The 24,390-nt window shown below is 72.8% G+C and carries 21 protein-coding genes and 1 pseudogene; 10 read left to right on the top strand and 12 right to left on the bottom strand.

Annotation, left to right across the window (positions count from 1 at the left end):
* Positions 1-15: 15 nt before the first annotated feature.
* Positions 16-822: an SAM-dependent methyltransferase gene (locus tag HDA43_RS27395; RefSeq protein WP_179826776.1), complete on the top strand. Its 807-nt coding sequence runs from the start codon at positions 16-18 to the stop codon at positions 820-822.
* Complete coding sequence (locus tag HDA43_RS27390; RefSeq protein ID WP_179826775.1) at positions 822-1,718, top strand: TIGR03619 family F420-dependent LLM class oxidoreductase; 897 nt, start codon at positions 822-824, stop codon at positions 1,716-1,718. Before HDA43_RS27395 ends, HDA43_RS27390 begins: the two co-directional genes overlap by 1 nt.
* A 22-nt stretch (positions 1,719-1,740) precedes the next feature.
* On the opposite strand, the gene HDA43_RS27385 is transcribed toward HDA43_RS27390, so the two are convergent.
* Positions 1,741-2,778, bottom strand: a complete 1,038-nt coding sequence (locus HDA43_RS27385; protein ID WP_179826774.1) for a family 2 encapsulin nanocompartment cargo protein polyprenyl transferase — start codon at positions 2,776-2,778, stop codon at positions 1,741-1,743.
* A 70-nt stretch (positions 2,779-2,848) separates the two neighbouring features.
* Complete coding sequence (locus HDA43_RS27380; protein ID WP_179826773.1) at positions 2,849-4,234, bottom strand: family 2B encapsulin nanocompartment shell protein; 1,386 nt, start codon at positions 4,232-4,234, stop codon at positions 2,849-2,851.
* Between the two features lie 786 nt (positions 4,235-5,020).
* On the opposite strand from HDA43_RS27380, the gene HDA43_RS27375 reads away from it, so the two are divergent.
* Positions 5,021-5,479, top strand: a complete 459-nt coding sequence (locus tag HDA43_RS27375) for a hypothetical protein (RefSeq protein WP_246424740.1) — start codon at positions 5,021-5,023, stop codon at positions 5,477-5,479.
* Positions 5,480-5,630: 151 nt separating this feature from the next.
* Positions 5,631-6,497, top strand: a complete 867-nt coding sequence (locus HDA43_RS27370; RefSeq protein WP_179826772.1) for an NAD(+)/NADH kinase — start codon at positions 5,631-5,633, stop codon at positions 6,495-6,497.
* A gap of 17 nt (positions 6,498-6,514) precedes the next feature.
* On the opposite strand, the gene HDA43_RS27365 is transcribed toward HDA43_RS27370, so the two are convergent.
* On the bottom strand, positions 6,515-7,792 hold the full coding sequence (locus HDA43_RS27365; protein ID WP_179826771.1) for a hypothetical protein: 1,278 nt from the start codon (positions 7,790-7,792) through the stop codon (positions 6,515-6,517).
* A 290-nt stretch (positions 7,793-8,082) separates the two neighbouring features.
* A complete protein-coding gene (recQ, locus tag HDA43_RS27360) occupies positions 8,083-10,086 on the bottom strand; it encodes a DNA helicase RecQ (protein ID WP_246424739.1) in 2,004 nt (667 codons plus the stop codon).
* Between the two features lie 351 nt (positions 10,087-10,437).
* Between recQ and HDA43_RS27355 the strand changes: the two genes are divergently transcribed.
* The 3 genes from HDA43_RS27355 to HDA43_RS27345 all read left to right on the top strand — a co-directional run bounded on the left by HDA43_RS27355 (position 10,438) and on the right by HDA43_RS27345 (position 12,253).
* Entirely contained in the window at positions 10,438-11,352 is a 915-nt protein-coding gene (locus HDA43_RS27355) for a hypothetical protein (RefSeq protein WP_179826770.1), read from the top strand.
* 144 nt (positions 11,353-11,496) lie between these two features.
* The gene (locus HDA43_RS27350) at positions 11,497-11,961 is read left to right on the top strand and encodes a VOC family protein (protein WP_179826769.1); all 465 of its coding nucleotides are present in this window, start codon (positions 11,497-11,499) and stop codon (positions 11,959-11,961) included.
* Between the two features lie 46 nt (positions 11,962-12,007).
* Complete coding sequence (locus HDA43_RS27345) at positions 12,008-12,253, top strand: TrmO family methyltransferase domain-containing protein (RefSeq protein WP_179826767.1); 246 nt, start codon at positions 12,008-12,010, stop codon at positions 12,251-12,253.
* Positions 12,254-12,344: 91 nt separating this feature from the next.
* On the opposite strand, the gene HDA43_RS27340 is transcribed toward HDA43_RS27345, so the two are convergent.
* The 3 genes from HDA43_RS27340 to HDA43_RS35435 form a co-directional block, all read right to left on the bottom strand.
* Positions 12,345-13,445: a serine hydrolase domain-containing protein gene (locus tag HDA43_RS27340; protein WP_179826766.1), complete on the bottom strand. Its 1,101-nt coding sequence runs from the start codon at positions 13,443-13,445 to the stop codon at positions 12,345-12,347.
* A gap of 251 nt (positions 13,446-13,696) precedes the next feature.
* On the bottom strand, positions 13,697-14,647 hold the full coding sequence (locus HDA43_RS27335; RefSeq protein ID WP_312873566.1) for an RNA polymerase subunit sigma-70: 951 nt from the start codon (positions 14,645-14,647) through the stop codon (positions 13,697-13,699).
* A 273-nt stretch (positions 14,648-14,920) separates the two neighbouring features.
* A complete protein-coding gene (locus HDA43_RS35435; RefSeq protein WP_246424738.1) occupies positions 14,921-15,085 on the bottom strand; it encodes a hypothetical protein in 165 nt (54 codons plus the stop codon).
* Between the two features lie 10 nt (positions 15,086-15,095).
* Here HDA43_RS35435 and HDA43_RS27330 point away from each other — a divergent pair, with 10 nt between their 5' ends.
* The gene (locus tag HDA43_RS27330) at positions 15,096-15,554 is read left to right on the top strand and encodes a Clp protease N-terminal domain-containing protein (protein ID WP_246424737.1); all 459 of its coding nucleotides are present in this window, start codon (positions 15,096-15,098) and stop codon (positions 15,552-15,554) included.
* A 117-nt stretch (positions 15,555-15,671) separates the two neighbouring features.
* Here HDA43_RS27330 and HDA43_RS27325 read toward each other — a convergent pair whose 3' ends face one another.
* A complete protein-coding gene (locus tag HDA43_RS27325; protein ID WP_179826762.1) occupies positions 15,672-16,079 on the bottom strand; it encodes an MmcQ/YjbR family DNA-binding protein in 408 nt (135 codons plus the stop codon).
* A gap of 105 nt (positions 16,080-16,184) precedes the next feature.
* Here HDA43_RS27325 and HDA43_RS27320 point away from each other — a divergent pair, with 105 nt between their 5' ends.
* Complete coding sequence (locus HDA43_RS27320) at positions 16,185-16,670, top strand: hypothetical protein (protein ID WP_179826760.1); 486 nt, start codon at positions 16,185-16,187, stop codon at positions 16,668-16,670.
* 357 nt (positions 16,671-17,027) lie between these two features.
* Positions 17,028-17,917, top strand: a pseudogene (locus HDA43_RS27315) (IS5 family transposase).
* 80 nt (positions 17,918-17,997) lie between these two features.
* Here the strand turns inward: HDA43_RS27315 and HDA43_RS27310 are convergent.
* The 4 genes from HDA43_RS27310 to HDA43_RS27295 all read right to left on the bottom strand — a co-directional run bounded on the left by HDA43_RS27310 (position 17,998) and on the right by HDA43_RS27295 (position 24,262).
* Positions 17,998-18,588 (bottom strand): RNA-guided endonuclease TnpB family protein, encoded by a 591-nt coding sequence (locus HDA43_RS27310; RefSeq protein WP_281395602.1) that lies wholly within the window; start codon positions 18,586-18,588, stop codon positions 17,998-18,000.
* 1,048 nt (positions 18,589-19,636) lie between these two features.
* Complete coding sequence (locus HDA43_RS27305) at positions 19,637-22,825, bottom strand: S8 family serine peptidase (RefSeq protein ID WP_179826758.1); 3,189 nt, start codon at positions 22,823-22,825, stop codon at positions 19,637-19,639.
* Positions 22,822-23,709 carry a CU044_5270 family protein gene (locus tag HDA43_RS27300; protein WP_312873565.1) on the bottom strand — a complete coding sequence of 296 codons (888 nt, stop codon included), beginning with the start codon at positions 23,707-23,709 and terminating at the stop codon, positions 22,822-22,824. The genes HDA43_RS27305 and HDA43_RS27300 overlap by 4 nt, the downstream gene beginning before the upstream one ends.
* On the bottom strand, positions 23,702-24,262 hold the full coding sequence (locus HDA43_RS27295) for an RNA polymerase sigma factor (protein WP_312873564.1): 561 nt from the start codon (positions 24,260-24,262) through the stop codon (positions 23,702-23,704). The genes HDA43_RS27300 and HDA43_RS27295 overlap by 8 nt, the downstream gene beginning before the upstream one ends.
* Positions 24,263-24,390: the final 128 nt, after the last annotated feature.

The following is a 24,390-nucleotide window of genomic DNA, read 5'->3' as shown; positions in this document are numbered from 1 at the left end:
GGGTGGAGGCGGGGCATGGCAGACGAAGAGTGGACACGCCGCGGAATCGACGTCAACACTCCCAGCGTCGCCCGCCTGTACGACTACTACCTGGGCGGCAAGGACAACTTCGCCGCCGACCGCACCGCGGCCGAGGAGATCCTCGCGGTCGCCCCCGAGGTGCGCGCGGCCGCGCGGGAGAACCGCGCCTTCCTCGGCCGGGCGGTCAGGTTCCTCGCCGGCCAGGGGATCCGGCAGTTCCTGGACATCGGCACGGGCCTGCCCACCCAGGGCAACGTCCACGAGGTGGCCCGGGAGACCGCCTCCGACTCCCGCGTCGCCTACATCGACAACGACCCGATCGTCCTCACCCACGCCAGGGCGCTGCTGCAGGAGGACCGGCACCAGGTCATCGTCACCCCCGGCGACCTGCGGACTCCCGAGGGGATCCTCAAGTCTCCGGAGATCCAGGACCATCTCGACTTCTCCCGGCCGATGGCCGTGCTACTCGTGGCGGTCATGCACTTCATCACCGAGGCCGACGATCCCCGGCGCATCGTGGCCACCCTGCGCGACGCCCTGCCCTCCGGCAGCCACCTGGTGCTGTCCCACGGCACCAGCGACTCCCGGGTCGAGGCCGTGGACAAGGGCACCAGCGTCTACAAGCGGGCCAACTCCCCCCTCGTCCTGCGGAACCGCCAGGAGATCACCGAACTGTTCGACGGGTTCGACCTGGTGGAGCCCGGAGTGGTCTGGCTGCCGGAGTGGCGGCCGGAGGAGCCGGGGCTCCACGAGGACCCCTCCCGGTCGCTGATCCTCTGCGGAGTGGGGAGAAAGCCCTGATGACGGTCGGCTTCGGGCTGGCGGTGCCGCAGTACGGCCGGTTCGCCTGCCCCGGGGCGGTGGTCGCCGTCGCCCGGGAGGCCGAGGCCCGGGGCTTCAGCGGGCTGTGGGCGGGCGACCGGCTGCTGACCCCGCTCTCCCCCCGGGACCGCTACCCCGGCGGCGACGGCACCATCCCGCCGGAGCACCGCACGTTCCTGGACCCGCTCGCGGTCCTCACCACCGCCGCGGCCGTCACCTCCCGGATCCGTCTGGGGACCAGCACGCTGAACGCCAACTGGTATCCCCCGGTGCTGCTGGCCCGCTCGCTCACCACGCTCGACGTGCTCAGCGGCGGCCGCCTCGACGCGGGGCTGGGCCTCGGCTGGTCGAGGGACGAGTACGCCGCCACCGGGGTGCCCTGGAAGGGACGCGCCGCACGGCTCGACGCCGCGATCGACACGCTGGAGGCGGTCTGGCGCGACGACCCGGTGGCCGTCACCGCACCCGGCTGGAGCGTCCCGCCGAGCCACATCGGCCCGAAACCCGTCCAGCGTCCTCACCCGCCCATCCTGCTGGCGGGCTTCTCCCCCGCGGCTCTGGAGCGCGTCGGCCGCCGCGCCGACGGCTGGCTCGCGGCGGCCATGCCGGTGCCGCTCCTCGCGGACATGCGGGACACGATACGGCGGGCCGCCGAGCGGGCCGGGCGCGACCCGGACGGGGTGCGCGTCATCGTGCGGGCCAACCCGGTCGTCAGCGGTACGGCCGGCGCGACCGTGGAGGAGATCGGCGGGCGGCTGCGGGCCATCGCCGAGACCGGCGTGCACGAGATCTTCGTCGACCTCCAGCTCACCGCGCGCGACCCCGCCCACCTGCTCGACCTCGCCGAGACCCTGCGCGAGGCCGTTCTCCGTTAGCGATCCCGCCTTCCCGCACCGGTCAGCGGTCGCGCCGGGTGGCCAGACGGGCGAGCGTGGCCAGCTCGGCGACGGGCCGCCGCACCGAGCCCGCCGCCTCCAGGTGGCCCAGCGCCCGGCCCAGCAGCTCGTCGGCCCGCTCCCGGCTCCAGGCGCGGGCGCCCGCGGCCTCGACGAGGTCCGCGGCGCGGGCCAGGTCGGCCTCCGTCAGGGGTTCCTCCCTGGTGTAGAGGCCGGCCAGCTCCCGCCCCGCCGCGGTGCCGGAGGCGAGCGCCGCCACCACCGGCAGCGACTTCTTCCGGCTCCGCAGGTCGGAGTGGACGGGTTTGCCGGTCACCGCGGGGTCCCCCCAGATGCCCAGCAGGTCGTCCACGAACTGGAACGCCAACCCCAGATCCGCGCCGAAGGCCCGCAGGCCCTCGACGCGCTCGGGGTCCGCGCCGCCGAACAGCGCGCCGAGCGCGCACGCGGCGGCCAGCAGCGCTCCGGTCTTGCCCGCCACCATGTCCAGGCACTCGTCCGGCTCGACGTGGCCGCGCCTTTCGAAGGCGACGTCGGCGTGCTGGCCCTCCAGCAGCTCCTGGACCGCGGCGCCGAAGATCCGCGCCGCCTCCGGAGCCGCCGGCCCCCCCGCCACGAGCACGTCGAAGGCCAGGGCCAGCAGGGCGTCGCCGGCCAGGATCGCCGGGCTCACCCCGAAGACGGCCCACGCCGTGGGACGGTGGCGGCGGGTCCGGTCGCCGTCCATCACGTCGTCGTGCAGGAGGGAGAAGTTGTGCGCCAGCTCGACGGCGGCAGCCGCGGGCAGCGCCGCCGCGGCGGCGCCCCCCACCGCCTCGGCCGCCAGCAGAGCCAGCGCGGGCCGGATCGCCTTGCCGCCGTCCGCCTCGACGGGACCGCCGTGCTCGTCCCACCAGCCGAAGTGGTAGCCGGCGATGTGCCGCATCGACGGGGGCAGCCCGTCGGCCGCCGGTCGTATGACGGACTCGACCATCCGGCGGCTCCAGGTCAGCACCTCGGTCGCCGATCGCCCCTCGGCCGTCAGCTCGACAGCGGTCATCTTTCCCTCCAGTGTGTCCCCCGCCCCCGCGGAGGACCTCGCTCTTGCCCGCGGCCACCCCGCGGGACGGTCAGTAGTGGCCGAGCTCGACGTCCTCCAGCACGCCGAGCGCGTCGGGGACCAGGACGGCGGCCGAGTAGTAGGCGCTGACCAGGTAGGAGATGATCGCCTTCTCGTCTATACCCATGAAGCGCACCGACAGGCTCGGCTGGTACTCGTCGGGGATGCCGGTCTGGTGCAGGCCGACGACCCCCTGGTGCTCCTCCCCCACCCTGAGGGCGAGGATCGACGTCGTCCGGTTGTCCGTGATGGGGATCTTGTTGCAGGAGAAGATCGGAATGCCGCGCCAGGCGGGCACCGTGTTCCCGCCGAGGTCGATGCCCAGGGGGTAAAGCCCCCGCCTGCTGCACTCCCGGCCGAAGGCCGCGATGGCCGCGGGGTGGGCGAGGATGAAGTGGGTGCTCCTGCGGCGGCTGATCAGCTCGTCCAGGTCGTCCGGCGTGGGCGGGCCGCCGCGGGTGTGGATCCGCTGCTTGAGGTCGGCGTTGTGCAGGAGGCCGAACTCGGGGTTGTTGACCAGCTCGTGCTCCTGGCGCTCGCGCAGCACCTCGATCGTCAGCCGGAGCTGCTCCTCCACCTGGTTCATCGGGTCGTTGTACAGGTCCGCCACCCTGCTGTGCACGCGCAGCACGGTCTGCGCCACGCTGAGCTCGTACTCGCGGGGCGCGAGCTCGTAGTCGACGAACGTGCCGGGCAGGTCGGGTTCCCCGCTGTGCCCGGAGGCCACCTCGACGGCGGCCTCGCCGTACCTGTTGCGCGGGCCCCCGGGCTCGGCCAGCAGACGCAGGTGCGCCTGCAGCGGCTCGGAGCGCTCGGTCACCTCCTGGAAGGCCGCCAGCGGCAGGATCATCACGGTGCCCGAGGTGACGGCCCTGGCGGTGAACTGCCACTCGTCGTGCGGGTCGGTCAGCGTCTCGTCGCCGAAGTGGTCGCCGCCGGCCAGCACCCCGAGGATGACCTCGTCGCCGTAGGGGCCCGTGCCGATCTTGTTGACCTTGCCGTGGGCGATGATGACGATCTGGTCGGCCGGCTGCCCGGCCTGCACCAGGGTGTCTCCGGGCGCGAACTCGCGCTGCTCGAACCGGGCGGCCAGCGCCTCCAGCGTCGCCGAGTCGTCGAAGGCCCGCAGCAGCGGCAGCTCGCACAGCTCCGCCGGGACGACGCTGATCTGCGATCCCGTGGTGACGAAGCTGACCCGCCCGTCTCCCACGGTGTAGGTGAGCCGGCGGTTGACCCGGTACGTGCCGCCCGAGACCTGCACCCACGGAAGCATCTTCAGCAGCCACCGCGAGGAGATCTCCTGCATCTGCGGGACCGTCTTGGTCGTCGTCGCGAGATTGCGCGCCGCCGCCGTGCTCAGGCTGAGCCGCCCCCGGCCCGCGTCGGACTCCGTCACAACACACACCACCTATCCGCACTCGTATCGAAGGGGAGGGATGAAACATGGATCGGAAAATGCGGAATCGACAGATCGCCGGCGGTCGAATCAGCGAGACTTCCAGCGCCCGTAACGGTCGATCATACCGATCGACGTCAGGGGCGGGCTCAATTTTGGGTTCCCCCTAAATGAACTGTCAAGTTCCGGATATCGCTTGGCAAATTATAAAAGGCGCCATTTTCACAAACCGGCCATAAGGAATAAGGCGGGATTTATACCGACACCTTCCAGATCCGGAGAGCGCGCGGCCGGGTCCCGCCCGGCGGCCTCACCGGCCTCCCACCGGCCTCGCGCCCTTCCCCGAACCGACCCCGGACCGACCCCGGACCGACCCCGGGCCGACCCCGGACCGACCCCGGGCCGATCCCGGGCCGACCCCGGATCGATCCCGGGCCGACCCCGGATCGGCGGCCCGCGAAACCACGGGGAAAAAGACTCTTCCATCCCAGCTGGGATCATCATCATGGAAATAATCCGAAAAAAACGGCACCGCCCGCATAAAACCCGCCGGAGGTGCCCGACCACGGCCCGGGAGGTTTTCCCGGCGCCGCACCGGCGAACCTTCCTGAAACGGGGTGTCCGGCCCCGTGCCGCGGGTAGGGCCCCTCCCCGCGGCACGGACGCGCCGGGCGGGACGGCTCCCACCGCCCCGCCGCGGCGTCCTCCCGCGCCGCCCACCGGCCCCGCCGTACGGCACGGCACCGCCGCGTCCGGAAGACACCCGACCGACCGTGAGGAGAACAGGTGACCCACGACGAACGGCCCACCGGCCCCGCCGTGAGCCAGGCCCCCTCGGAGCCCTCCGAGGACCGCACCGCCCCGGACATCGACGATGTGACCGCGGAGGCGCTCGGAAAGCTCTCGGAGGCCCTGGAGACGACCGAGCGCGCCCGCGGGCACCTCTACTCCTTCCACCAGCTCACCGGCCACGCCGACTTCCAGCTCGACGAGGCCGTGAAGCTGCTGCGCGCGGCGGGGCACGCCGAGCCTGCCGACACCGTGTCCAGGGAGCTGATCGGCCGCGACGTGCTGCCCGGCCACTGGACCTTTCAGATCGTGGAGGGCTACGACGACTCCTACTACCGCCTCTTCACCGACCTGGAGCGGCGGATCAGGGAACGGCTCGCCGGCGGGCGCCGGCACATCCACGAGGCACGGCTGCGGGAGCGGCGCCGCACCCCGGATCCCCGCTCCGGCGAGTGAGGTCCGTACCGGCGGCCGGCCGTCCGGACCACCGGCCCCGACCTGGCGCGACGTCCCGGTCCGGGGCCGTGCCCGCCCGGTGGGGACCCGCCGCGCGAACCGGGGAAGGCGCTCGCCGGGCCCCGGGGCCGTGCGCCGTACAGTGGGCCGCATGAGCGTAGTCGAAACGGTGGGGCTGGTCCTGCACCCGAGGCGCGACTCCAAGGAGGCCATCGACACGATCGTCAAATGGGCGAGCGCGCGGGGTGTCACGGTGTTCGGCCTCACCGACGAGGTCGGGCGGATCCACTGCAGCGCCGTACCGGTCAACACCCAGGAACTGGTGGAACGCTGCGACCTGCTGGTCAGCCTGGGCGGCGACGGCACCATGCTGCGCACCATGCGGCTCATCGCCGGACGGCCCACCCCGATCCTCGGCGTGAACCTCGGCAAGCTGGGGTTCCTGGCCGAGATCGACGTCGACGAGCTGACCTCGGCGCTGCAGGCGATCGAGGACTACCACTACATGGCCGAGCCCCGCATGGCCATCCGGGCGACCCTGCCCGACGGGGAGACGGTGACGGCGTTCAACGACGTCGCCATGGTCCGCATCCCCGGCTGCGGGCTGGCCGCGGTGGCGGTGTCCGTGGAGGACCACCCGTTCGTCCGCTACGCGGCCGACGCCGTGATCGTGGCGACCTCCACCGGATCGACCGCCTACAGCTTCTCGGCGGGCGGGCCGATCGTCTCCCCGATGGTCGAGGGGTTCCTGGTCGTGCCGTCCGCCGCGCACTCGGCCTTCAACCGTGCGCTGATGCTCTCCGCCGACGAGAAGCTCACCCTTGAGGTGCTGCCGACGAGCGGGCAGCTCGCCCTGGAGGTGGACGGCGCGGTGGGCACCCACCTGACGGCGGGCGACCGGATCACGGTCACCGCGGTGCGCGCCGCCGCCTGGGTCGTACGGCTCGGCGGCTCCAGCTTCTACGAGCGCGCCCGCCGCAAGCTCCGCGTCAACGGCAGCGCCGAGATCGAGCCGTAGCCCGGACGGGCGGCGGTTCAGGCGGACGGGGACGAGCCGTTCACCGTGAGGATCCGCTCGGACGTCTCGATGGCGGGGAACGTCCCGGTGTCGATGATCCCGTGCTCCCGGTAGGCGGTCTCGATGAGGGCGTGGGCGCGGGGCTCCAGCTTCCACAGGGCGCGGAGCTCCCGGGCGGCGGCCGGCGAGATGCCCGTCTCGTGGGCGATGTCGGCCGCGCGGGGGACGAACTTCCGGTCGATCTGCCGGTCCCAGTACTCCCGAGCCGCCCGGATCAGGGCCGCGCGCTGCGCCGTGTCGACGACCGGGGCGGGATCCGGCGCCGCGCCGTCGGCGGTCTCGATGTCCTCGTCGTCGTCATCGTCCAGCAGCGCCGCCGGGGCCGGCGTGGAGGCGGGCAGCGCCCCCTGGGCGGCGGGTGGCCCCTGCGGCTCGGGAGCCCACGGGACGGGCGGCCGCAGGTCGATCAGCGCCGAGGTGTTGAACAGTGCGCCGATCTGGGACAGCAGCGCCTCCTGGCGGGCCGGGTCGGCCGCCAGGCCGGTGTGCTCCACCGCCTGGTCCATCGCGCGGTCCAGCTTGGCGAGCGCGGCGCGCATCTTGCGGTCGGACGCCCCGGCCGCGCGGAGCGCGCGGGCGCGCTTGGCCGCCAGGGCGACCCGGGTCAGCCTCCGGTGGGCGTCCACCTCGCTGGCGGTGCGGTCGCTGACCTCGGCCAGCCCGACCCGGACGAGCACGCGCTCGGGGGTGATCCGCCAGTTGATGCGGGAGCGGCCGGTGATGCGGTGCCGTTCGATCGCCATGCCGCGCTCCCACAGCCAGGCGGCCACCAGCGGGGCGGAGAGCCGGAAGACGGCCTCGGCGGGGCTGCGGGCGTCCATGCTCGACAGGACGGCGGTCAGGCAGGTGAGCGCCCACACGGCGACGCCGTCGATGCCCGCGGAGAAGTTCTCCCTCATGTTGCGGCGGGCGCGCACGGCGCTGGTGACCACGGCGACTTCGATGAACGCGAACAGCAGCAGCCGCAGCGGCCCGTCGAAGCCCAGGACGTCGCCGGAGAAGCGCCACATGCCCTGGGCGGACACGCCGGTGGCGATGCTGGCCGCGACGATGGTGAGGATGTCCTCGGCGGGGCGGGGCGCCACGTGGGTGCGGAGGAAACGGCCGGTCGCGCGAAAGGCGGCGCGGAGCGCGAAGCAGAGAAGGGCCAGGACGGCCAGGGCGAGCACGCAGATGACGGCCGTCAGGACCGGTTGGTCCGAGGTGAAGGCGGTGATCTGATCGATGGGAGGCATCAGTTGCGGTCCGTCAGTCTCGGGGTCCGACAGGAGATCTCCAGATCATTCCAGAATGTTCGCCGTGTTTCGCGTGAAACGGATACTCATTCCGGTGGCTGCGGTGACATCCCGTGACGTTCCCGGCGGCGCCGTACGGCGGGACGGCGCGGCCCGTGCGACGGGACGGCGCGGCCCGGGCGGCGCCGTACGGCCGGGCGGCGCGGGCCACGCGGTCCGGGCGCGTGACGGGATGAGCGGCGCGGGAGCACGGCGGCCGGCGCGGGAGCACGGCCGATGTCCGGTCCGTCTCAGTCGGCGAGGACCTCCAGGATCCGCTCGCCGTACTTCGCCAGCTTGTTCTCGCCGACCCCGCTCACCTCGCCGAGCTCGGGCAGCGACGACGGGGAGCGGGTGGCGATCTCGCGCAGCGTGGCGTCGTGGAAGACCACGTAGGCGGGCACGCCCTGCTCCTTGGCGGTGGCCGCGCGCCAGGCGCGCAGCCGCTCGAACATCGGCAGGGCCTCCTCCGGCAGCTCGGCGGGCACGGCGGAACGCGCCCTGGCGGCCTTGGCGGGCTTGGCGGCCCGCGCCGCCCGCGCGGGGTCGCGCCGCAGCGGGACCTGCCGCCTCCGGCCCAGCACCTCCCCGCTCGCCTCGGTGAGCACGAGCGTGCCGTAGTCGCCCTCGACGGTCAGCAGGCCCTGCGCCAGGAGCTGGCGCACCACGGCGCGCCACTCGCCCTCGCTCAGCTCGGTGCCGATCCCGAAGACCGTCAGGGAGTCGTGGCCGTGCTGGAGGACCTTGGGGGTGCTCCGGCCGAGGAGGATGTCGATGATCTGCCCGGCGCCGAACTTCTGGCGCCGCTCGCGCTGGAGCCGGAACACCGCCGACAGGAGCTTCTGGGCGGCGATCGTGCCGTCCCACGCCTCCGGCGGCGTGAGGCAGGTGTCGCAGTTGCCGCAGGCGTCGCCCCGCTGGCCGAAGTAGGCGAGCAGCCCGGTCCGGCGGCACTCGACCGTCTCGCAGAGCGCGAGCATGGCGTCGAGGTGGGCGGCCAGGCGGCGGCGGTGGGCGTCGTCGCCCTCGGAGGTGTCGATCATCCTGCGCTGCTGCACGACGTCCTGCAGGCCGTAGGCCAGCCAGGCGGTCGAGGGCAGGCCGTCGCGCCCGGCGCGGCCGGTCTCCTGGTAGTAGCCCTCGATGGACTTGGGCAGGTCGAGGTGGGCGACGAACCGCACGTCGGGCTTGTCGATGCCCATGCCGAACGCGATGGTGGCGACCATGACGACGCCGTCCTCGCGCAGGAAGCGCGCCTGGTTGGCGGCCCGGGTGGGCGCGTCGAGCCCCGCGTGGTAGGGCAGCGCGGTGAAGCCCTGCTGCACCAGGAACTCGGCGGTCTTCTCCACCGAGGCCCGCGACAGGCAGTAGACGATGCCGGAGTCGCCGGGGTGCTCGGTGCGCAGCAGCTCCAGCAGCTGCCGTCTCGGCTCGTTCTTCGGGACGATGCGGTACTGGATGTTCGGGCGGTCGAAGCTCGCCACGAAGTGGCGGGCCTCCCCGAGGTTGAGCCGGGCGGCGATCTCGGCGTGGGTGGCCGGGGTCGCGGTCGCGGTGAGCGCGATCCGCGGAACGTCGGGCCAGCGCTCGTGCAGGGTGGACAGCGCGAGGTAGTCGGGCCGGAAGTCGTGGCCCCACTGGGCCACGCAGTGCGCCTCGTCGATGGCGAACAGCGAGATCTTGCCGTTGCCGAGCAGCCGCAGCGTCTGCTCGGACCGCAGCCGCTCCGGCGCGAGGTAGAGCAGGTCGAGCTCCCCGGCGACGAACGCCTCCTCCATCCGGGCGCGCTCGTCGGGCTCCTGGGTGGAGTTGAGGAACCCGGCGCGCACCCCGAGCGCGGTCAGCGCGTCGACCTGGTCCTGCATCAACGCGATGAGCGGCGAGACCACCACGCCGGTGCCCGGGCGGACGAGGGCCGGGATCTGGTAGCACAGGGACTTGCCGCCGCCGGTCGGCATCAGCACCAGCGCGTCGCCGCCCGCGACGACGTGGTCGATGATCTCCTGCTGGCCCTCCCGGAACGAGGGGTAACCGAAGACGCGCTGCAGCACTCGCGCCGCGTCGCTCACCTCGGGATCCGGGCCGGAGTACGGCTCGAAGTCCGGCCCGGGGTCCGGTTCGGGGTCCGGTTCGGGGTCCGGCCGACGCGTCCCGGGAGTCACGTCCGGGCGCGACTCGGAGCCTCGCCCCACCTCGAAGCTCGATTCGGGGCTCGGCTCGGGACTCGGCTCGGGACCGCTCTCAGGCGAAGACATCGCGTCATTCTACGAGGCCCCGCGCACCTCCCGCGGAACACCGCCCGCTCCCGTCCCCATCCGGTCACGCCGCGATCTCATGCCCGGGCGGCCCCCGGGAGCGGCTCATCCGTCCGGAGCGGCCCGTGGGCCCGGAAGCGGCCCGTGCCACGGCCGCGGAGGCGGCTTCGCCCCGGGTCCGCGCCGTCATCCGACCGGAACTTTATCTTTGCTTTATCCGTCCTCCGGGAAAACGGGTTCTTCTCCGGGAAAGGCGGAACGCCGATCGACACCTCAGGCCCACTTCCCGAATACGAAGGGGAGCTCCGCCCGCGGAGCGATCACACCGGCCGGTCGTCACGTCCGGCCACCGTGCTCACATGGGACGGGGGCACGCTCGTGGCGGCCGACCCGGCCAACGCGCGAACCGTACGGCTCACGCCCGCCGCGTTCCACCATTACCGGTACGAGCAGGCGCTCGCCGACGCGAGCGGCAAGAAGAGGGAACCCGCGGTCGTCGGCGGGCTCGCGGCGCTGGACGCCGACGGCCTGGTGCTCCTCGACCTTCCGGGTGAGTGGCAGGGATGGGAGGTGGCACGCTTCGCGTCCGCGCGAGGGGTGCCCGTGCACGACGGGCCCACGGGTCGCCCGGAGCCGGTACGGGTGACACTCGCCAGGCGTGCGCCCGGGTGGACACGGCTCACCGGACGCTCGCGCCCCCGCCCGTCCAGGCGGCGAAGGATCGCGGTGCTCTGCCTGGGCGTCGGGGGCCTGCTGATGATGGCCTACGTCACGGCGACGCTGGGCGGGGTCACGTGGCGCGGCCTGTCCTGGCTGGGCCGGCTGCTGCTGGACGTGGCGGAGGCCAAGTGGCTGCTGGTCCTCTTCAGCCCCCTGGCCTTCCTGCTGGCTCCGCTGCGCCGGCGACTGCACCGTGGACGGGCCAGGCGCGGCGCCGTCCTGGGGCCGCCCGGCGGCCCCTTCCTCTCCGTCGGCAGGGATGACGTGCTGTGCGTCCAGCCCGGCCCTCCGATGGCCGCCGAAAGGCTGACCATCGGTCTGGGGCCCAGGGACGTGGCGAGTCTGCTGGTCTACCGGTACGAGAGCCTGCGCGGGCTCTTCGTGTTCGACGTGAACGGCCGCCCGCTGCGCCACCTGCCCGGTCCCTGGCCGCCGGAGGACACGCATCGCTTCGCCGTACGGCACGGCCTGGGCTGCGAGATCCGCGCCCTGAGCCGTGAGGAGTACCTCGGCCTCACCGCCCGCGTCGGCGACGCGCTCCCCTGACACCGCGACCGGCCACGCACGGGCCCGGTGCCTTCCGGCCGCCGACCGGCCAAGGTCCAGGTCAGGGCCGGACGCGCCGTACGGTGTCGGGGCGCCGCCGGTAGGAACGCGTCGCCCACCCTGGCGGCGGGCACCATCGTGAACGTGGAAGTACTGAGCAGCCGGATTCTGATACGTCCCTCCGACCCGGAGGGCAGCCGTCGTTTCTACCGCGACGTACTCGGCCTCGCGGTCTACCGCGAGTTCGGCCCGCCCTCCGACCCCGGCGTGGTGTTCTTCCTCGGTCAGGGGTTCCTGGAGGTCTCCGCGCACTCCGGAGGAACAGGCGGACGCACGGACGGCGATGCCCACGAACGGGTGGGCGGAGGAGCGGGCGGGCAGGCGGGTGACGACCGGCCGGAGAGGACGGCCGGGATCTGGCTCCAGGTCCGTGACGTCCGGGCCGAGCACGAACGGTTGGCCGCCCGCGGGGTCCGCGTGCTGCGGGAACCACGCCAGGAGCCGTGGGGACTCATCGAGATGTGGATCGAGGACCCCGACGGGACGCCCATCGTCCTCGTGGAGATCCCCACCGACCACCCTCTCCGGCGCGACCGGCGATCACTCTGACCGCCCCACACGGTTCCGCGGCAACCCCGACCACCCCGTGGTCGGCATGTTCGCCACCCACCGCCCTCACCGGCTCAACCGGCTCGGCGTCTCCCGTTGCCGCCTGCTGCGCGTCGAGGGCCGCGACCTCCACGTCGCCGACCTCGACGCGCTGGACGGTACCCCCGTCCTCGACATCAAGCCCTACATGCGGGAGTTCGCCCCGCAGACGCCCGTCCGCCAGCCCGGGTGGAGCAGCGACCTCATGCGCGACTACTACCGCCCCGTCACGGAAGGCCCGGCGGGACCCTGATACCGGTCCACGGCCGGCAGGGGCGCGGAGGGTCCGGGGGGAGATGTCCGTCCCGCCCGGGCCCTCCGTCCGCGCGTCCCCGGGGCGGCGGTCAGTCCTCCCCGAGGACGATCCGCGCGATCCGCTCGGCGGTGCCGAAGTCGCCGGCCGAGACGAGGTTCTTCATCACGCCGACGCTGGTCCCGGTGGCGGTGTCCGCGAAGGCCGCGCTGCCCCCGCTGCCGCCCATCCCGAACACGGTCGGCCCGAGACCGAACAGGCCGACCGCGTAGCCGAGCCCCATCTTCGCGGGGTTGCCGGCGACCTCGTCGACGCCTTCCACCGCCACCGCCGACAGCTCGCGCAGCCGCCGGGGCGACACGAGCGTCCCGCCCAGCAGCGCGTCGTACATCCGCGCCACCGCGCGGGCGGTCATCGTGCCGCCCGCCGGGATGTCGGAGGTCAGCACGTCGGCGCGGTTGCCGAACGCGGCGTCCGGCATCGCCGCCATGGGCGCGGCCGTGTACCCGTCGACCACCCGGAAGAACGGGATCTCCGCCAGCATCTCGGCGGGCATCTCCATCGCGGGCGCGGCGTCCTCCAGCCGGGCGAGCCGGCCGAGGTCGTGCTCCGGGACGCCGAAGAACAGCTCCCCGGCCACGCCGAGCGGCTCGGCGACCTCGTCCCGGAGCACCTGGGAGACGCGCCTGCCGGTCACCCGGCGCACGACCTCGCCGAGGATGTAGCCGTAGGTCTGAGCGTGGTAGCCGAACCGGGTGCCCGGCTCCCACCACGGCGCGGCGGCGGCGATCGCGGCGCACATCCGGTCCCAGTCGCACAGGTCCTCGGGCGTCGTGCCGACCGGCACCCCGGGCACCCCGGTGGAGTGGGTCAGCGCGTGCCGTACGGTCGCCTTCTCCTTGCCGTGCGCGGCGAACTCCGGCCACACGTCGGCGATCGGCATGTCGTAGTCGAGGGTTCCGCGCTCGGCCAGCACGTGGACCACGGCCGCGGTCACGCCCTTGCCCGTCGAGGCGGCGTAGACGGGGGTGTCGGCGGTGAGGGGGCGGCCCGTCTCCGGGTCGGCGACGCCCGCCACCACGTCGGCCACGAGCTCGCCCCGCCGGTAGACGGCCACCTGCACGCCGCGCTCCGCTCCGGAGCCGACGAGCTCGTCGACGGCCGCCCGCAGGTCACGCTGAAGATCGGTCATGGTGGTTCCTCTCTCGAAGTCTCTTGTTCCGGGGTCGTCCACCCGTGAGACGAGAGGAGCGCGGAAAAGGAATCGGCCGCCGCGGCACGGTTCTCCGCGACCGGTCACCCGGCGTCCGCGCGGTCCCACCGTACGGACGTCGCAAAGCGGGGCGGTCTCGCCGTACGGCCGTCCCAGGGCCGGGCGGTCCCGCCCGTACAGGCGTCCCAGGGCCGGACGGTCGCCGTACGGGCGTCCCGATGCCGGGCGGCTCACAGTGCGGGCGGCAGGCCGAACCGGCCGAAGACCTCTCCCCCGTACGTGGTCACCTGGGCCACCAGGCCGTCCTCGATCCGCAGCACGCCGAGCCAGGAGGGGCGGAAGTCCGGCTCGCCGGCCCGGCGCAGGTACGCGGCGGCCGCGGGCTGGCGGTTCGCCCGAACGGGCAGGAGCCGCCAGTCCCCCCACGCCTCGGGTCCGACCATGGCCGGGGTCCAGGCCGCGACGAAGGTCTCGCGGCCAAGCAGCCAGATGGGCTGCGGCGGCATCGTCTGCAGGACGTCCTCGCGCAGCACCTCCAGCAGGACGGCGGGGTCGGCGTGCTCGACGGCGTCGATGTAGCGCCGCAGGACGGCGCGTTCCCGCGCGGTGGGCTCGGCGGACGGGGTCCAGTCCAGTCGCCGCGCGGGCAGGTGCCTGCGGACCGTCGGCCGGGCCCGCTGCAGGGCGCTCTTCACCGCCGCGACGGTCAGGTTCAGCGCCTCGGCGGCCTCCTGCGCCGGCCAGCCGAGCACGTCGCGCAGGATCAGCACCGCGCGCTGCCGGGGCGGCAGGTGCTGGATCGCGACCAGGAAGGCCAGCTCGATCGTCTCGCGCTCGATGACCGTTTCGGCCGCGTCCAGCAGCGTGTCGGGGTACGGCTGCAGCCACGGGACCGCGTCCCAGGACGGCGGGTCGATCCCGGGGTCGGCCGCGGCCGGCGCCGGGCGCGGCTCGGGACGGCGCGGACGGGCCCGCAGGTGGTCCAGGCAGGCGTTGGTGGCGATCCGGTACAGCCAGGCCCGCAGGCCGTCGGCGTCGCGCAGCGTGTCGCGGCGGCGCCAGGCCCGCAGGAACGTCTCCTGCACCAGGTCCTCGGCCTCGTCGAAAGAGCCGAGCATCCGGTAGCAGTGCACGTGCAGTTCCCGCCGGTGCTCCGCCAGGCGCTCGTCGAACCCGTCCACGGCTATCGCCCCGACCGGGGCGGCCGTCCGGCCCGGTGATCGGCCCCCCGGAGACCGGAGGCATCCGGAACGGGGGGCCTCGTCCCGATCTCCACCATGGCGGGAATGCTAGCCGTTCCACCCGCTCCGCCGCCGCCGAAGACGGCCGCCGGTTCCTCATCCGGAGGGACGCCGTGTCCCGGGGCTTCAGCGGCGCCTGACGGGGGCGGAGCCGGCGACCTCACGATCGCACGCGCGGGATCGGTCACGGCTTCCCGGCGCGTGACGGCCGGTTCAGGCGTGGGTGAGTGCCCGGGCGGAGACTTCGAGGATGTCGCCCAGAGCGGTGCGGGCCCGGGTGAGGTCGGCTATGCGGGAGTCCAGCTCGGCGTACTGGGTTCTGAGGTGGTCGAGAACGCAGGCCTGGAGTTCGGTGCCGTCGCCGACGAAGCAGGGCATGAGCTCGCGGATGACCTTGGTGGGGAGCCCGCGGACTCGGAGGGCTCCCGACGGGGTCGGGGGCCGGCGGGAGGCCCACGCGGCCGGCAACGACGAGGTCCGCCCCGAGCACCTGACACTCGGGTTGCTGAGCGAGCCGGAGGCCATCGCCGCCAAAGTGCTCGCCAAGCACGGCGCGCCGCCGGACGCCGTACGGCGGGCCGCCACCGCGACGCTGCCCCCGGCGGCCGGCCAGGTGCCCGACCCCGTCCCGTACGGCGCGCAGACCCGCAAGGCCCTGGAGCTGACGTACCGGGAGGCCCTGCGGCTGGGCCACAACTACATCGGGACCGAGCACATCCTGCTCGGGCTGCTGGAACTGGAGCACGGCACCGGCCCGCTCTCCGGGCTCGGCGTCGGCAAGGCCGCGGTGGAGGCGGACGTCGTCGCCATCCTGGCCGCCATCGTCGCCGCCCGCGACGGGAAGTGACCTCCGGGAGACCCAATGGGGCCGCCGTAGCCGCCCGCGACGGAGAACGGCCCCGCACACCCGCCGCCCCGGGCGGGCCGTACCGCTACCGCCCGGCCTCCCCCGCGGACCGTTTCGCTACCGCGCTGCCTGCCCCGCGGACCGTTCCGCCTCACGCGCGTACGGCCCCGCCTCACCTTCATCCGGACCCACCCCGTGCGCGGCGATCAGCTGCTTGGGCGCGGTCAGGCACCACGCCTCGGTGACCAGCTCGAACAGCTCGTCGGCGTCGATCCCGGCCAGGTGCACCACGACCCAGCCGAACCGCCCCGCGGTGAACTGGACCTCGAAGACCTCCGGCCGCTCGGCCACCAGCGCGATCTGCTCCTCGATCGTCGCCTTCAGCCCGACGGTCTCGGTCCTCTCCCAGAGGTAACCGAACCCGCTGCCCCGCACCTTCAGTGAGATCCAGTCACCGCCGGGGGTCTGCTGGACCTCCGGCAGTCTGTCCAGCATCCCCAGGAACTCCTCAACGCTCACACCCATGGCCCAGACACCTACCAGAGCGCCCCGACATTTCCCGGCGCGGTACGCCGATCCGTCGCCCGGCGACGGTCCGGGCGCCGCCGGACGGGCACGTAGGGTGCCCGTGTGACGACGACGCCCGCCACGGGCTACGACGGTCTTTCGTCCCGTCTCGTCCCCGAGGCCGAGCTGCGGGAGTTCCTGCTCGGCTGCTTCGGGATCGCCGGGCACGAGCTGTTCGTCGGTCACGCCGACCGGCTGGACGAGGACCTGCGGGACGTCCCGCCGGACACGGTGTTCGCCGCGTTCTGCGCCTATGGGGAGGTCGGCGGCCACTTCGCGATGCGCTTCGACGTCGGCGTCGAGGGACGCCTCGCCGACCGGGTGGGCCGCGGGGAGTTCGCCGAGAGGTTCGCCGCGCGCTTCGGTGCCTACGTGCTGTACGGCGACGCCGAACCACCGGGCCTGTGGACGGTGGTCCTGCCGGACGGCGGCCTGCTCCGCGCCGCGCTGGAGGAGGACTGCGACCGGTTCATCCTGTACGCGGCCACCGCGCCCATCCCCGGCCTGCCGGGGCTCCGCCTGGACGAGGGTCTGTGGCGGATCCGTTGACGCACTCCCCGGTCTGAAGGCCGGGGTTCAGCCCGTACCGCGTCACGCGGCACCTGTGGCCGCGGCCCGTTCCGTGGAGTCGGGCCACGGCGAAATCCGCGAGCCGGATCTCGGGAGGGGCACCGCGCCGCCCCGGAACGGGCAGTGCGCATAAGGGCATTGATCATGGGTAGTCGCGGCTGGCCCGAACGAGACGAAAGGAACCCCCATGCTCACCCTTCTCCTGCTGATCCTCGCTCTCGCCTGCTTCGTGCTGGCCGCGTTCAACATCGGCGGTCCCCGGGTCAACCTCATCGCCCTCGGCCTAAGGCGTGTCTGATAAATGATCTCGGTGGTGCGGTTAGATGATTCCTCGTGGTGCGACGAGGTGAGCTGACTGACAAGGCCTGGCAGCGGATCGAGCCCCTGCTGCCCGCCAAGGATGGCAGGGGACGGCCCTGGCGGGATCACCGCGCGGTCATCAACGGGATCTTGTGGAGGTTGCGGACCGGAGCGCCCTGGCGCGACGTACCGGAGCGCTACGGTCCCTGGCAGACCTGCTACGAGCGGTTCAAACGCTGGGAGGAAGACGGCACCTGGACCCGCCTGCTGGAGGAGATGCAGGTCAAAGACGACTCCCTCGGTGCGGTGGAGCTGGTCGTCAGCGTCGACTCCACCATCGCCCGAGCCCACCAGCACGCTGCCGGCGCCCGAAAAAGGGGGACGGCGGAGGGACGATCGACGCGAAAGCCTCCCAAAGACGACAAGCCCTCGGCCGATCCCGGGGCGGGCTGACCACCAAGCTCCATCTGATCACCGAAGCCCGTGGCCTGCCGCTTGCCCTGCACCTGACCGGCGGCAACATCAACGACTGCACCGCCTTCGAAGCGGTGATGGGCACCTTCCGGCTGCGCCGTCGCATCGGCCGTCCCCGTACCCGGCCGGACCGGCTGGTGGCGGATAAGGGCTACTCCTTTCGGAAGATCCGCCTGCATCTGCGGCGGCGCGGCATCGGCGCGGTCATCCCTGAGCGGTCCGATCAGATCGCCGCCCGCAAGCGCAAGGGCAGCCGCGGAGGCCGCCCGCCCGCCTTCGATGCCGCGGCCTACAAGGGGCGTAACGTGGTGGAGCGGTGCTTTGCCAAGCTCAAGCAGTGGCGAGCCGTCGCCACCCGCTACGACAAGCTCGCCGGCCGCTACCTCGCGGGCGTCACCATCGCTTCCCTGCTGCTCTGGCTCCGCCACGCCGAATTATCAGACACGCCTTAGCCCTGTGGGTGCTGACCGAGCTGATCCCGAAGTTCGGCGACCTTTGACTGCTCCCCTCCTGAAGGAAGGGGATTCCCGGCTCAGGCCGCCTGACGGACCGGCGGCCCGTCAGGTCTTACGCCCTCGACGCCGGCCGGGTCCAGACCAGCCCGGAGGAGCATCACGCGGGCGGAGTCCTTGTCCCTCGGAGAAACGGCTCCGCACGCGGTGCAGGTGCAGGTGCGTTCCGACAGCGGCAGGGCGTGCTTGGTTCCCGCTCCGCAGCCTGCGCAGTCCATGGTGGTGTGCGCGGGGTCGATCAGATGAACGATGCGGCCGTGTTTGCGGGCCATCTCGATCAGGGATTTCCTGGTGGCGCCGATCGCGCCGTCGGCGGCCTTGCGCGCCATGGTGGAGCGCGCCAGGAACCTCGGGGTGAAGTCCTCCACCGCCGGCACGTCGTGGTCACGCACGACCTTCCTGGCCCATTTGCGGGCGGTATCGGTGCGCTGCCGGGCGACCTTGCGGTACAGCTTGGCGGCCTGCCGGTAGCCGGTGGAGGCGGGTCTGCCCTTCGGCGGCCTGCGGCGGGCCATCATCTTCTGATAGCGCGCCAGCTTCGCCGCCGCCGTCCGAGGGACGCCTGAAAGGCGGATCTGTTTTCGACCACCCGCCCATCTCGGTGAACGCATGGCCGCACGGGCCACGGCGGACCGCGGGCCCCTCAATTCAATTCCGGAATCGTCGCCTGACGGCGAATCGTCTTTCTCTGCCCCGCTACGCGGGAGGCCGGATTCCTCCCCGGCCTGAAGGCCGGGGCATCCTCCGGTTTCTCGGTGACACGCGAGGTGACCGTGCGGCGGGGGCCGTCCCGCCCGGGTGGGCCGTCCCGCGACACATGCTGCACGGTCATGTCCCGCCCGCGTACGTCTTCCGGTCGGCGATGTCTTCCCGCAGCCGCCGCACGGGGAGACCGGCGCGGCACCCGGGTGGGCCGGCCGCGCGGCCCACCCGGTGGGGCGGGACGGCCCGCCCCACCCTTCCGCCCGCCGGGCACCGCCTTTCCGCGCCGTGGCGGGGAGAGCCCCGTACGGAGATCGCGGCCCGCCGTACGGACGGCGTCTTTTCGCACCACGACGGGGAGAGCCAGGACGGGGAGTCACGGCTCCGCAGGTTCCCCCGCCGGCCTTCGCCCCTTCTCCCTTCGCTCCCGGATGGAGGTAATGGTCTCCCCCACCGCCCCGCTCATCCCGATCACAAAGGGAAACGTGATCGCCCATCCCCAGGACAGAGGCTCGGTGAAGGGCCATATCTTGAAGTAATAGAGCGGCAGTGTGATCAGCAGCCCGCAGACGCCCCTGAGCATCCCGGACAGGAAATCTTCGGTACGCGCTTCAGAAGGTCCACCACACCGCTTTCCCGATCACAAAACGACGTGAACGGCCCGGCGTTCCCATGCCGCCGGATCCCCCGTACGCGGCTCGCCGGAAGCCGGCCGGCCCGCGGACGTCATCACGATCAACTCAACGATCGATCACCGGGCGGGACACGGCCCGGAGGTGATCCGAGCCGGTCACCGCATACCGTCACCCCGGCCGGGCGCGCCCGTACGTGGTGATCCACACCCTGGGCGTGGAGGACGAGCCCGGCCGACGACGGGACCGGGGACGCGGAAGATCCGGACGATCGACTCGGGCGGCCGCCCCTCAGCGGGCGGCCGCCCGAGCTTCCGCCCGACGGTCAGCCGACGGCGTAGGCGCGGGTGATCGTCTGGGTCAGGCCGGTGCCCGCCGTGTCGGTCACGGCCGCGCGGAGGGAGACGAACCCGGCCGCGGACGGGTTCCGCAGCACGGCGGTCCAGCCGGAGCCGGTGCGGACGAGCGGGACGCGGTGCCAGCTCGTCCCGTCGTCGGTGGACATCTCAAGGCGGATCGACCTCGTCTCCGCCGCGGCGGCGCCGGGGTTGCGCTCGATCCACACGGGCACGCGGGTCACGCCGCCCGGCTTGGCGCGGTTCGACTCGTCCAGGCCGTCGGGGCCGTAGCGGACCGCGGTCAGCGGCAGCGGCTGTGACTTCTCCGTGGTCGCGGACCGGAACGTCCACACGGACTCCACCCCGGTGGAGAGCGCCGAGTGCGGCACCTGCCTGCGCATCGAGGCGGTGAGCGTGTAGGCGCCGGACCCGGCGGGGAGATCGGCTCGGAGCTCGCATCCTTCCGGCTGGTAGATCTCACAGCCGGCGAGGTCGGCGCGGGCCAGCGTCTTGCCGTCCCGGATGAGGGTGGCGGCGCCGGTGGCGGCGGCGTCCGAGCCCGTTCTGCCCGGGGCCCCGTCGGCGAACAGCCCCACCGCGGAGAAGGTCAGTTCGTCACCGGTACGGTTGCCGCCCGGCAGCAGGAACGACGGGCCGGTGACCGCCGCGTTCCAGACCTCCCCGCTCTCCCCGCGCTTCGCGAGCCGACCGCCGTCGAAGGTCAGGGAGGTGCCGACCTGGAGGCCGCTCTCGTAGGTCACCCCGGGGGTCCGGTACTGGACGAGCGTGCCGGGCAGGGGGAGGTCATAGACCAGCGGTGTCAGGGACGAACCCGGGAACTCGGGGAAGAGCGTTCCGGCCAGCGGCATCCCCGTGGCCGCCACGCCCGAGGCCCGGTAGGTCGTGGAGATCTTCGCCAGTTCCTTCCGCCTGGCGCGGTAGGTGGGATCGTCGGGGATGCCGTCGGTGCGACGGTCGACGAGGTCGTAGACGTACGGGCTGGGAGAGACGTCCCTGCTCAGCCACATGGTCCTCAGCGTGTAGGTCAGGCCGGGCCGGCGGACGGGGACGACGAAGAACTCGGCGTTGGGGTTCAGGCCGGTGATCATGTTGAAGCTCCACGCGCCGTGGGCCAGCCCGAAGTTGAAACCGCGCCGGATCTGGGCGCTCGGGTCGTCGAGCGTGACCCCGGTCGCCCTGCCCCGGCGCATGTCCACGGTCAGCCGGCCGCCGTCGCCGTCGACCCTGAGCGGGGAGTCGGCGGCGGTGTCGGCCCACTTTCCGTCGATCTTCTCGATGGTCTCGGTGTAGACGCCCCAGTCGCCCTTGGGGAGCCGTACCGTGGCCGTGCCGTCGTGGAACACCGGCTCGATGACGCTACCGGTCACCGCGTCGTAGATCTGCGCCATCCAGGGGTCGGTCGGCTGCCCCTGCCTGCCGACGACGGTGATGGTGACGTCGTAGGACTCGGGCTCGACATAGGCGCCGGCCACGGTGCGGATCACCGTGTCACCCGCGGTGGCGGTGACCGTACCGGCGTAGTCGCCCGGAGCCTTGCCGGTCGCGTCGATGGTGAGCGTGACCGACGCCTGTCCCCCGGCGGGCACGTCGAGCTTCCGGACGCCGAGTTCGAGCACCTCCCCCTCGCCGGTCAGGTCGAGGCTCACCGGGGTGTCGCCGGAGTTGGTGTAGGTGATGGTCCCGGTCTTGGCGCGCTCCTTCGGGCCGCCCCAGGGGAAGGCGGCCCAGGCATCCGTCGCCTGGGCGGTGACCTGCTGCCTCAGGGCGCGGGCCACGTCCACCCGCCCGGTGCCCTGCTGGTACGGCGTGGTCCCGGGCGAGGGAACGGCGCTGCCGGTCAGGGCGGCCTTGAGTCGCTGTCCCGTCCAGTCGGGGTGGCGCTGGGCGAGGATCGCCGCGGCTCCCGCCACGTGCGGCGACGCCATCGAGGTTCCGGACATCGCCATGTGCCCGCCGTCGGTGCCGGCCTCTGCCGCGACGATGCCGGCACCCGGCGCGGTGATGTCCGGTTTGACGGCGTGGTCGCCCGCACGGGGACCGGTGCTGGAGAAGGCCGCCATCCGGTCCTGCCTGTCGACGGCGCCGACCGCGAGGGCGGCGTCAGCGCTGGCGGGACTGCTCACCGGCGATCTCCCGCTGTTGCCCGCGGCGACGACGAACAATGTGCCCGCCTTCGCCGAGAGCGTGTTCACCGCCTGTTCCACAGGGTCGATCCCGGGTTCGTCGGGGGCCGCCATGCTGAAGTTGACGATCTTTGCCTTGGCCTCCAGGGCGGCCCACTCCATGCCCGCCACAATGGCGGACTCGGAGGCGCCGGCCGCCCCGCCCACCTTTCCGACGGCCAGCCGCGCTCCGGGGGCGACGCCCCGGTACTTCTCGCCGTTGCCCGCGACGGTCGAGGCGACGTGGGTGCCGTGACCAAGGTTGTCGCGGATGTCGGGCTCCTCGCTGAAGTTGCGCGTCTGCGTCACCACACCCTTCAGATCCGGATGGTCGGGGTCGTAGCCGGAGTCGAGGACGGCGACCGTGACGCCCTCGCCGGTCATCCCCTGCTTCCACGCCTCGGTGGCGCCGATCTGCTCGGTGCTCCGGTCGAGGGTGTAGGACAGGCGGCCGTCCAGCCAGATCTTCGCCGTGCCCGCGGCCAGCGTACGGGCGCCGCCCGCCATGTCCTTCCACGCCTGAGCCGCGCCGCTCTTCGGCAGGCTGAGCGTGGTCATGCCGAGGCCGGCGAGTCCCTTGACGCCCTGCGCGCTCCTGACGGTGGGAGCCTGGCCGGCGTCCGACTGCGTGATCAGCGGGATGTCGTCCCTGTCGGCGTCCCCGTACCGCCACTCCAGCAACTGGGTGACGTCGAACAGCCGCCGGTCGAGCGTCCCCTGGGTGAGCAGGGGCTGGGCGTCGGACGGGACCACGTACAGGTGCCCTTCACGCACCTGGCTCCTGAAGCCGACGTCCTGGCGGCCGGGGCCGGGCTCCACCCGGTGCCCGCGGCCGGTCATCACGACCCGGTCGCCGGTGATCAGGGTCACCCCGTCCGGCCGGGGAGAGGAAGCCTGCGGCGCCGACGTGGACGCGGAGGTGGGTGCGAGCGCGGTGCCCGCGATCGTCGCCGCCACGACGGCGGCGGCGAGAAGCGCTTTTCCTGGAATCATGACCTGCCGCCGCCCATCTGCGGCAGCTGGTCCGTCCAGCCGGTGGTCAGTGAGATGAGCCCTTTGGACCACGTCGCGCTTCCGTCGGCGCCCATGAGTACGTTGGTGCGGGCCACCCGCGCGGTCTCGGGGTCGACGACCAGCGTGATCTCCCCTTTCTGATCGGGGTCGGGGATCAGCAGTTTCCGTCCGTCCTCCATCGCTCCCGCGTCCCGGACCCCCGGCGTGGCGGCGAGGGCGCGGAACGCCGCGGAGCGGACCTCCGGCGACGTCGGCAGTTCCGAGATCAGCGTGATCAGGGGACGGGTGGGGTCGCCCCGCTGTTCGGACAGGGTCATGTCTTCGTCACGCCCCCGGATCTCCGCGATCCACGCCTTCAGCGCCTCCGGATCCGCCGGCAGCCTTTCGAGGTCCTCGAAGCCCACCATCGCGCCCTTGAGCATGAACGGGTCCGGGCTCGGGTTCGGGTCCGGCACGACGGCGCCTGGAGGATCACCCGGCTCGTCCTTGGACCAGCGCCTGCCGTCCCGGATGGTCCAGCTCTCCATCGGCGACACGTCCGGCCACGGCCCCTTACGTGTGACATGCCAGTAGGTCCCGGAGTCCTGCGGCGCGTTCTCCGCGCTGACCGCCGCCATGAGCAGGATCTCCCGGCCCGTGGCCGGCGTGTCGGCGGGCGTGGTCACGCCGGTGGCGAGCACGGCGACGGCCGCCGCGGCGGCGGCGACCGTGGCCAGGCCGAATCCCGGCTTGAGCCACCCGATCCGCCGGGGCGCGCGGCCGCGCATCCTGGCCTGGAGCCGCCCCCTGCTGCGGGTGATCGCCTCTGCGGGCGGTTCGGGCCTGGCCAGCAGGGTGGCGAGCGGGGTCAGGTCGTCATCCACGGATCATCTCCTTGTCGATGAGGGCGAGCATCTTCGTGCGGGCCCGGCTGAGCCTGGAGCCCACGGTGCCGACGGCGATGCCGAGCGCCTGGGCGATCTCGTCGTAGCTGAGCTGGCCCAGCGCCACGAGGAGCAGAACGTCGCGCTCGCCCCCGGAGAGCGCGGCGAGTGCCCTGGCCAGGTGCGGCTGCATGCGCTGGGCGGCGACGGAGGTCACGACCCGGTTCTCGTGGCCTTCCACGACGGGTTCCGGCCCCAGCCGGGCCAGCGCCCGGTAGCGGCGGGTCTCCTTGCGCCGGTGCCTGGCGATGAGGTTGGTGGCGAAGCCGAACAGCCAGGGCCGCAGGCTCCCGAGCTCCGGGTCGAACCGGTCGCGCTGGTCGAAGGCCAGGAGGAACGTCTCGGCGGTGATGTCCTCGGCGATCTGCGTGTCCAGCCGGCCGGCCACGTACCGATAGATGTCGCGGTAGTAGCGGTCGTGCACGTCGGTGAACAGTTCGGGGTCCCGCCGGTACCGGGCGACGAGTTCGGCGTCGATCCCCGTTTCGCTCACTGCCGCGATCAAGTTCTCTTCTCCGACATGAGCCTTCCTTCCGGGTTTCGGGTGCGATCACCCATCCTTCGCCGCAAGCCCGGATCTTGTTCCCGGCCGGCCGCCGCGTCCGGCGCGTCACCGTGGGA

The sequence above is a fragment of the Streptosporangium sandarakinum genome (assembly GCF_013409935.1).
In the GTDB taxonomy this organism is placed as follows: Bacteria; Actinomycetota; Actinomycetes; order Streptosporangiales; family Streptosporangiaceae; genus Streptosporangium; species Streptosporangium nondiastaticum.
This window is presented reverse-complemented; position numbering and strand designations above follow the sequence as displayed.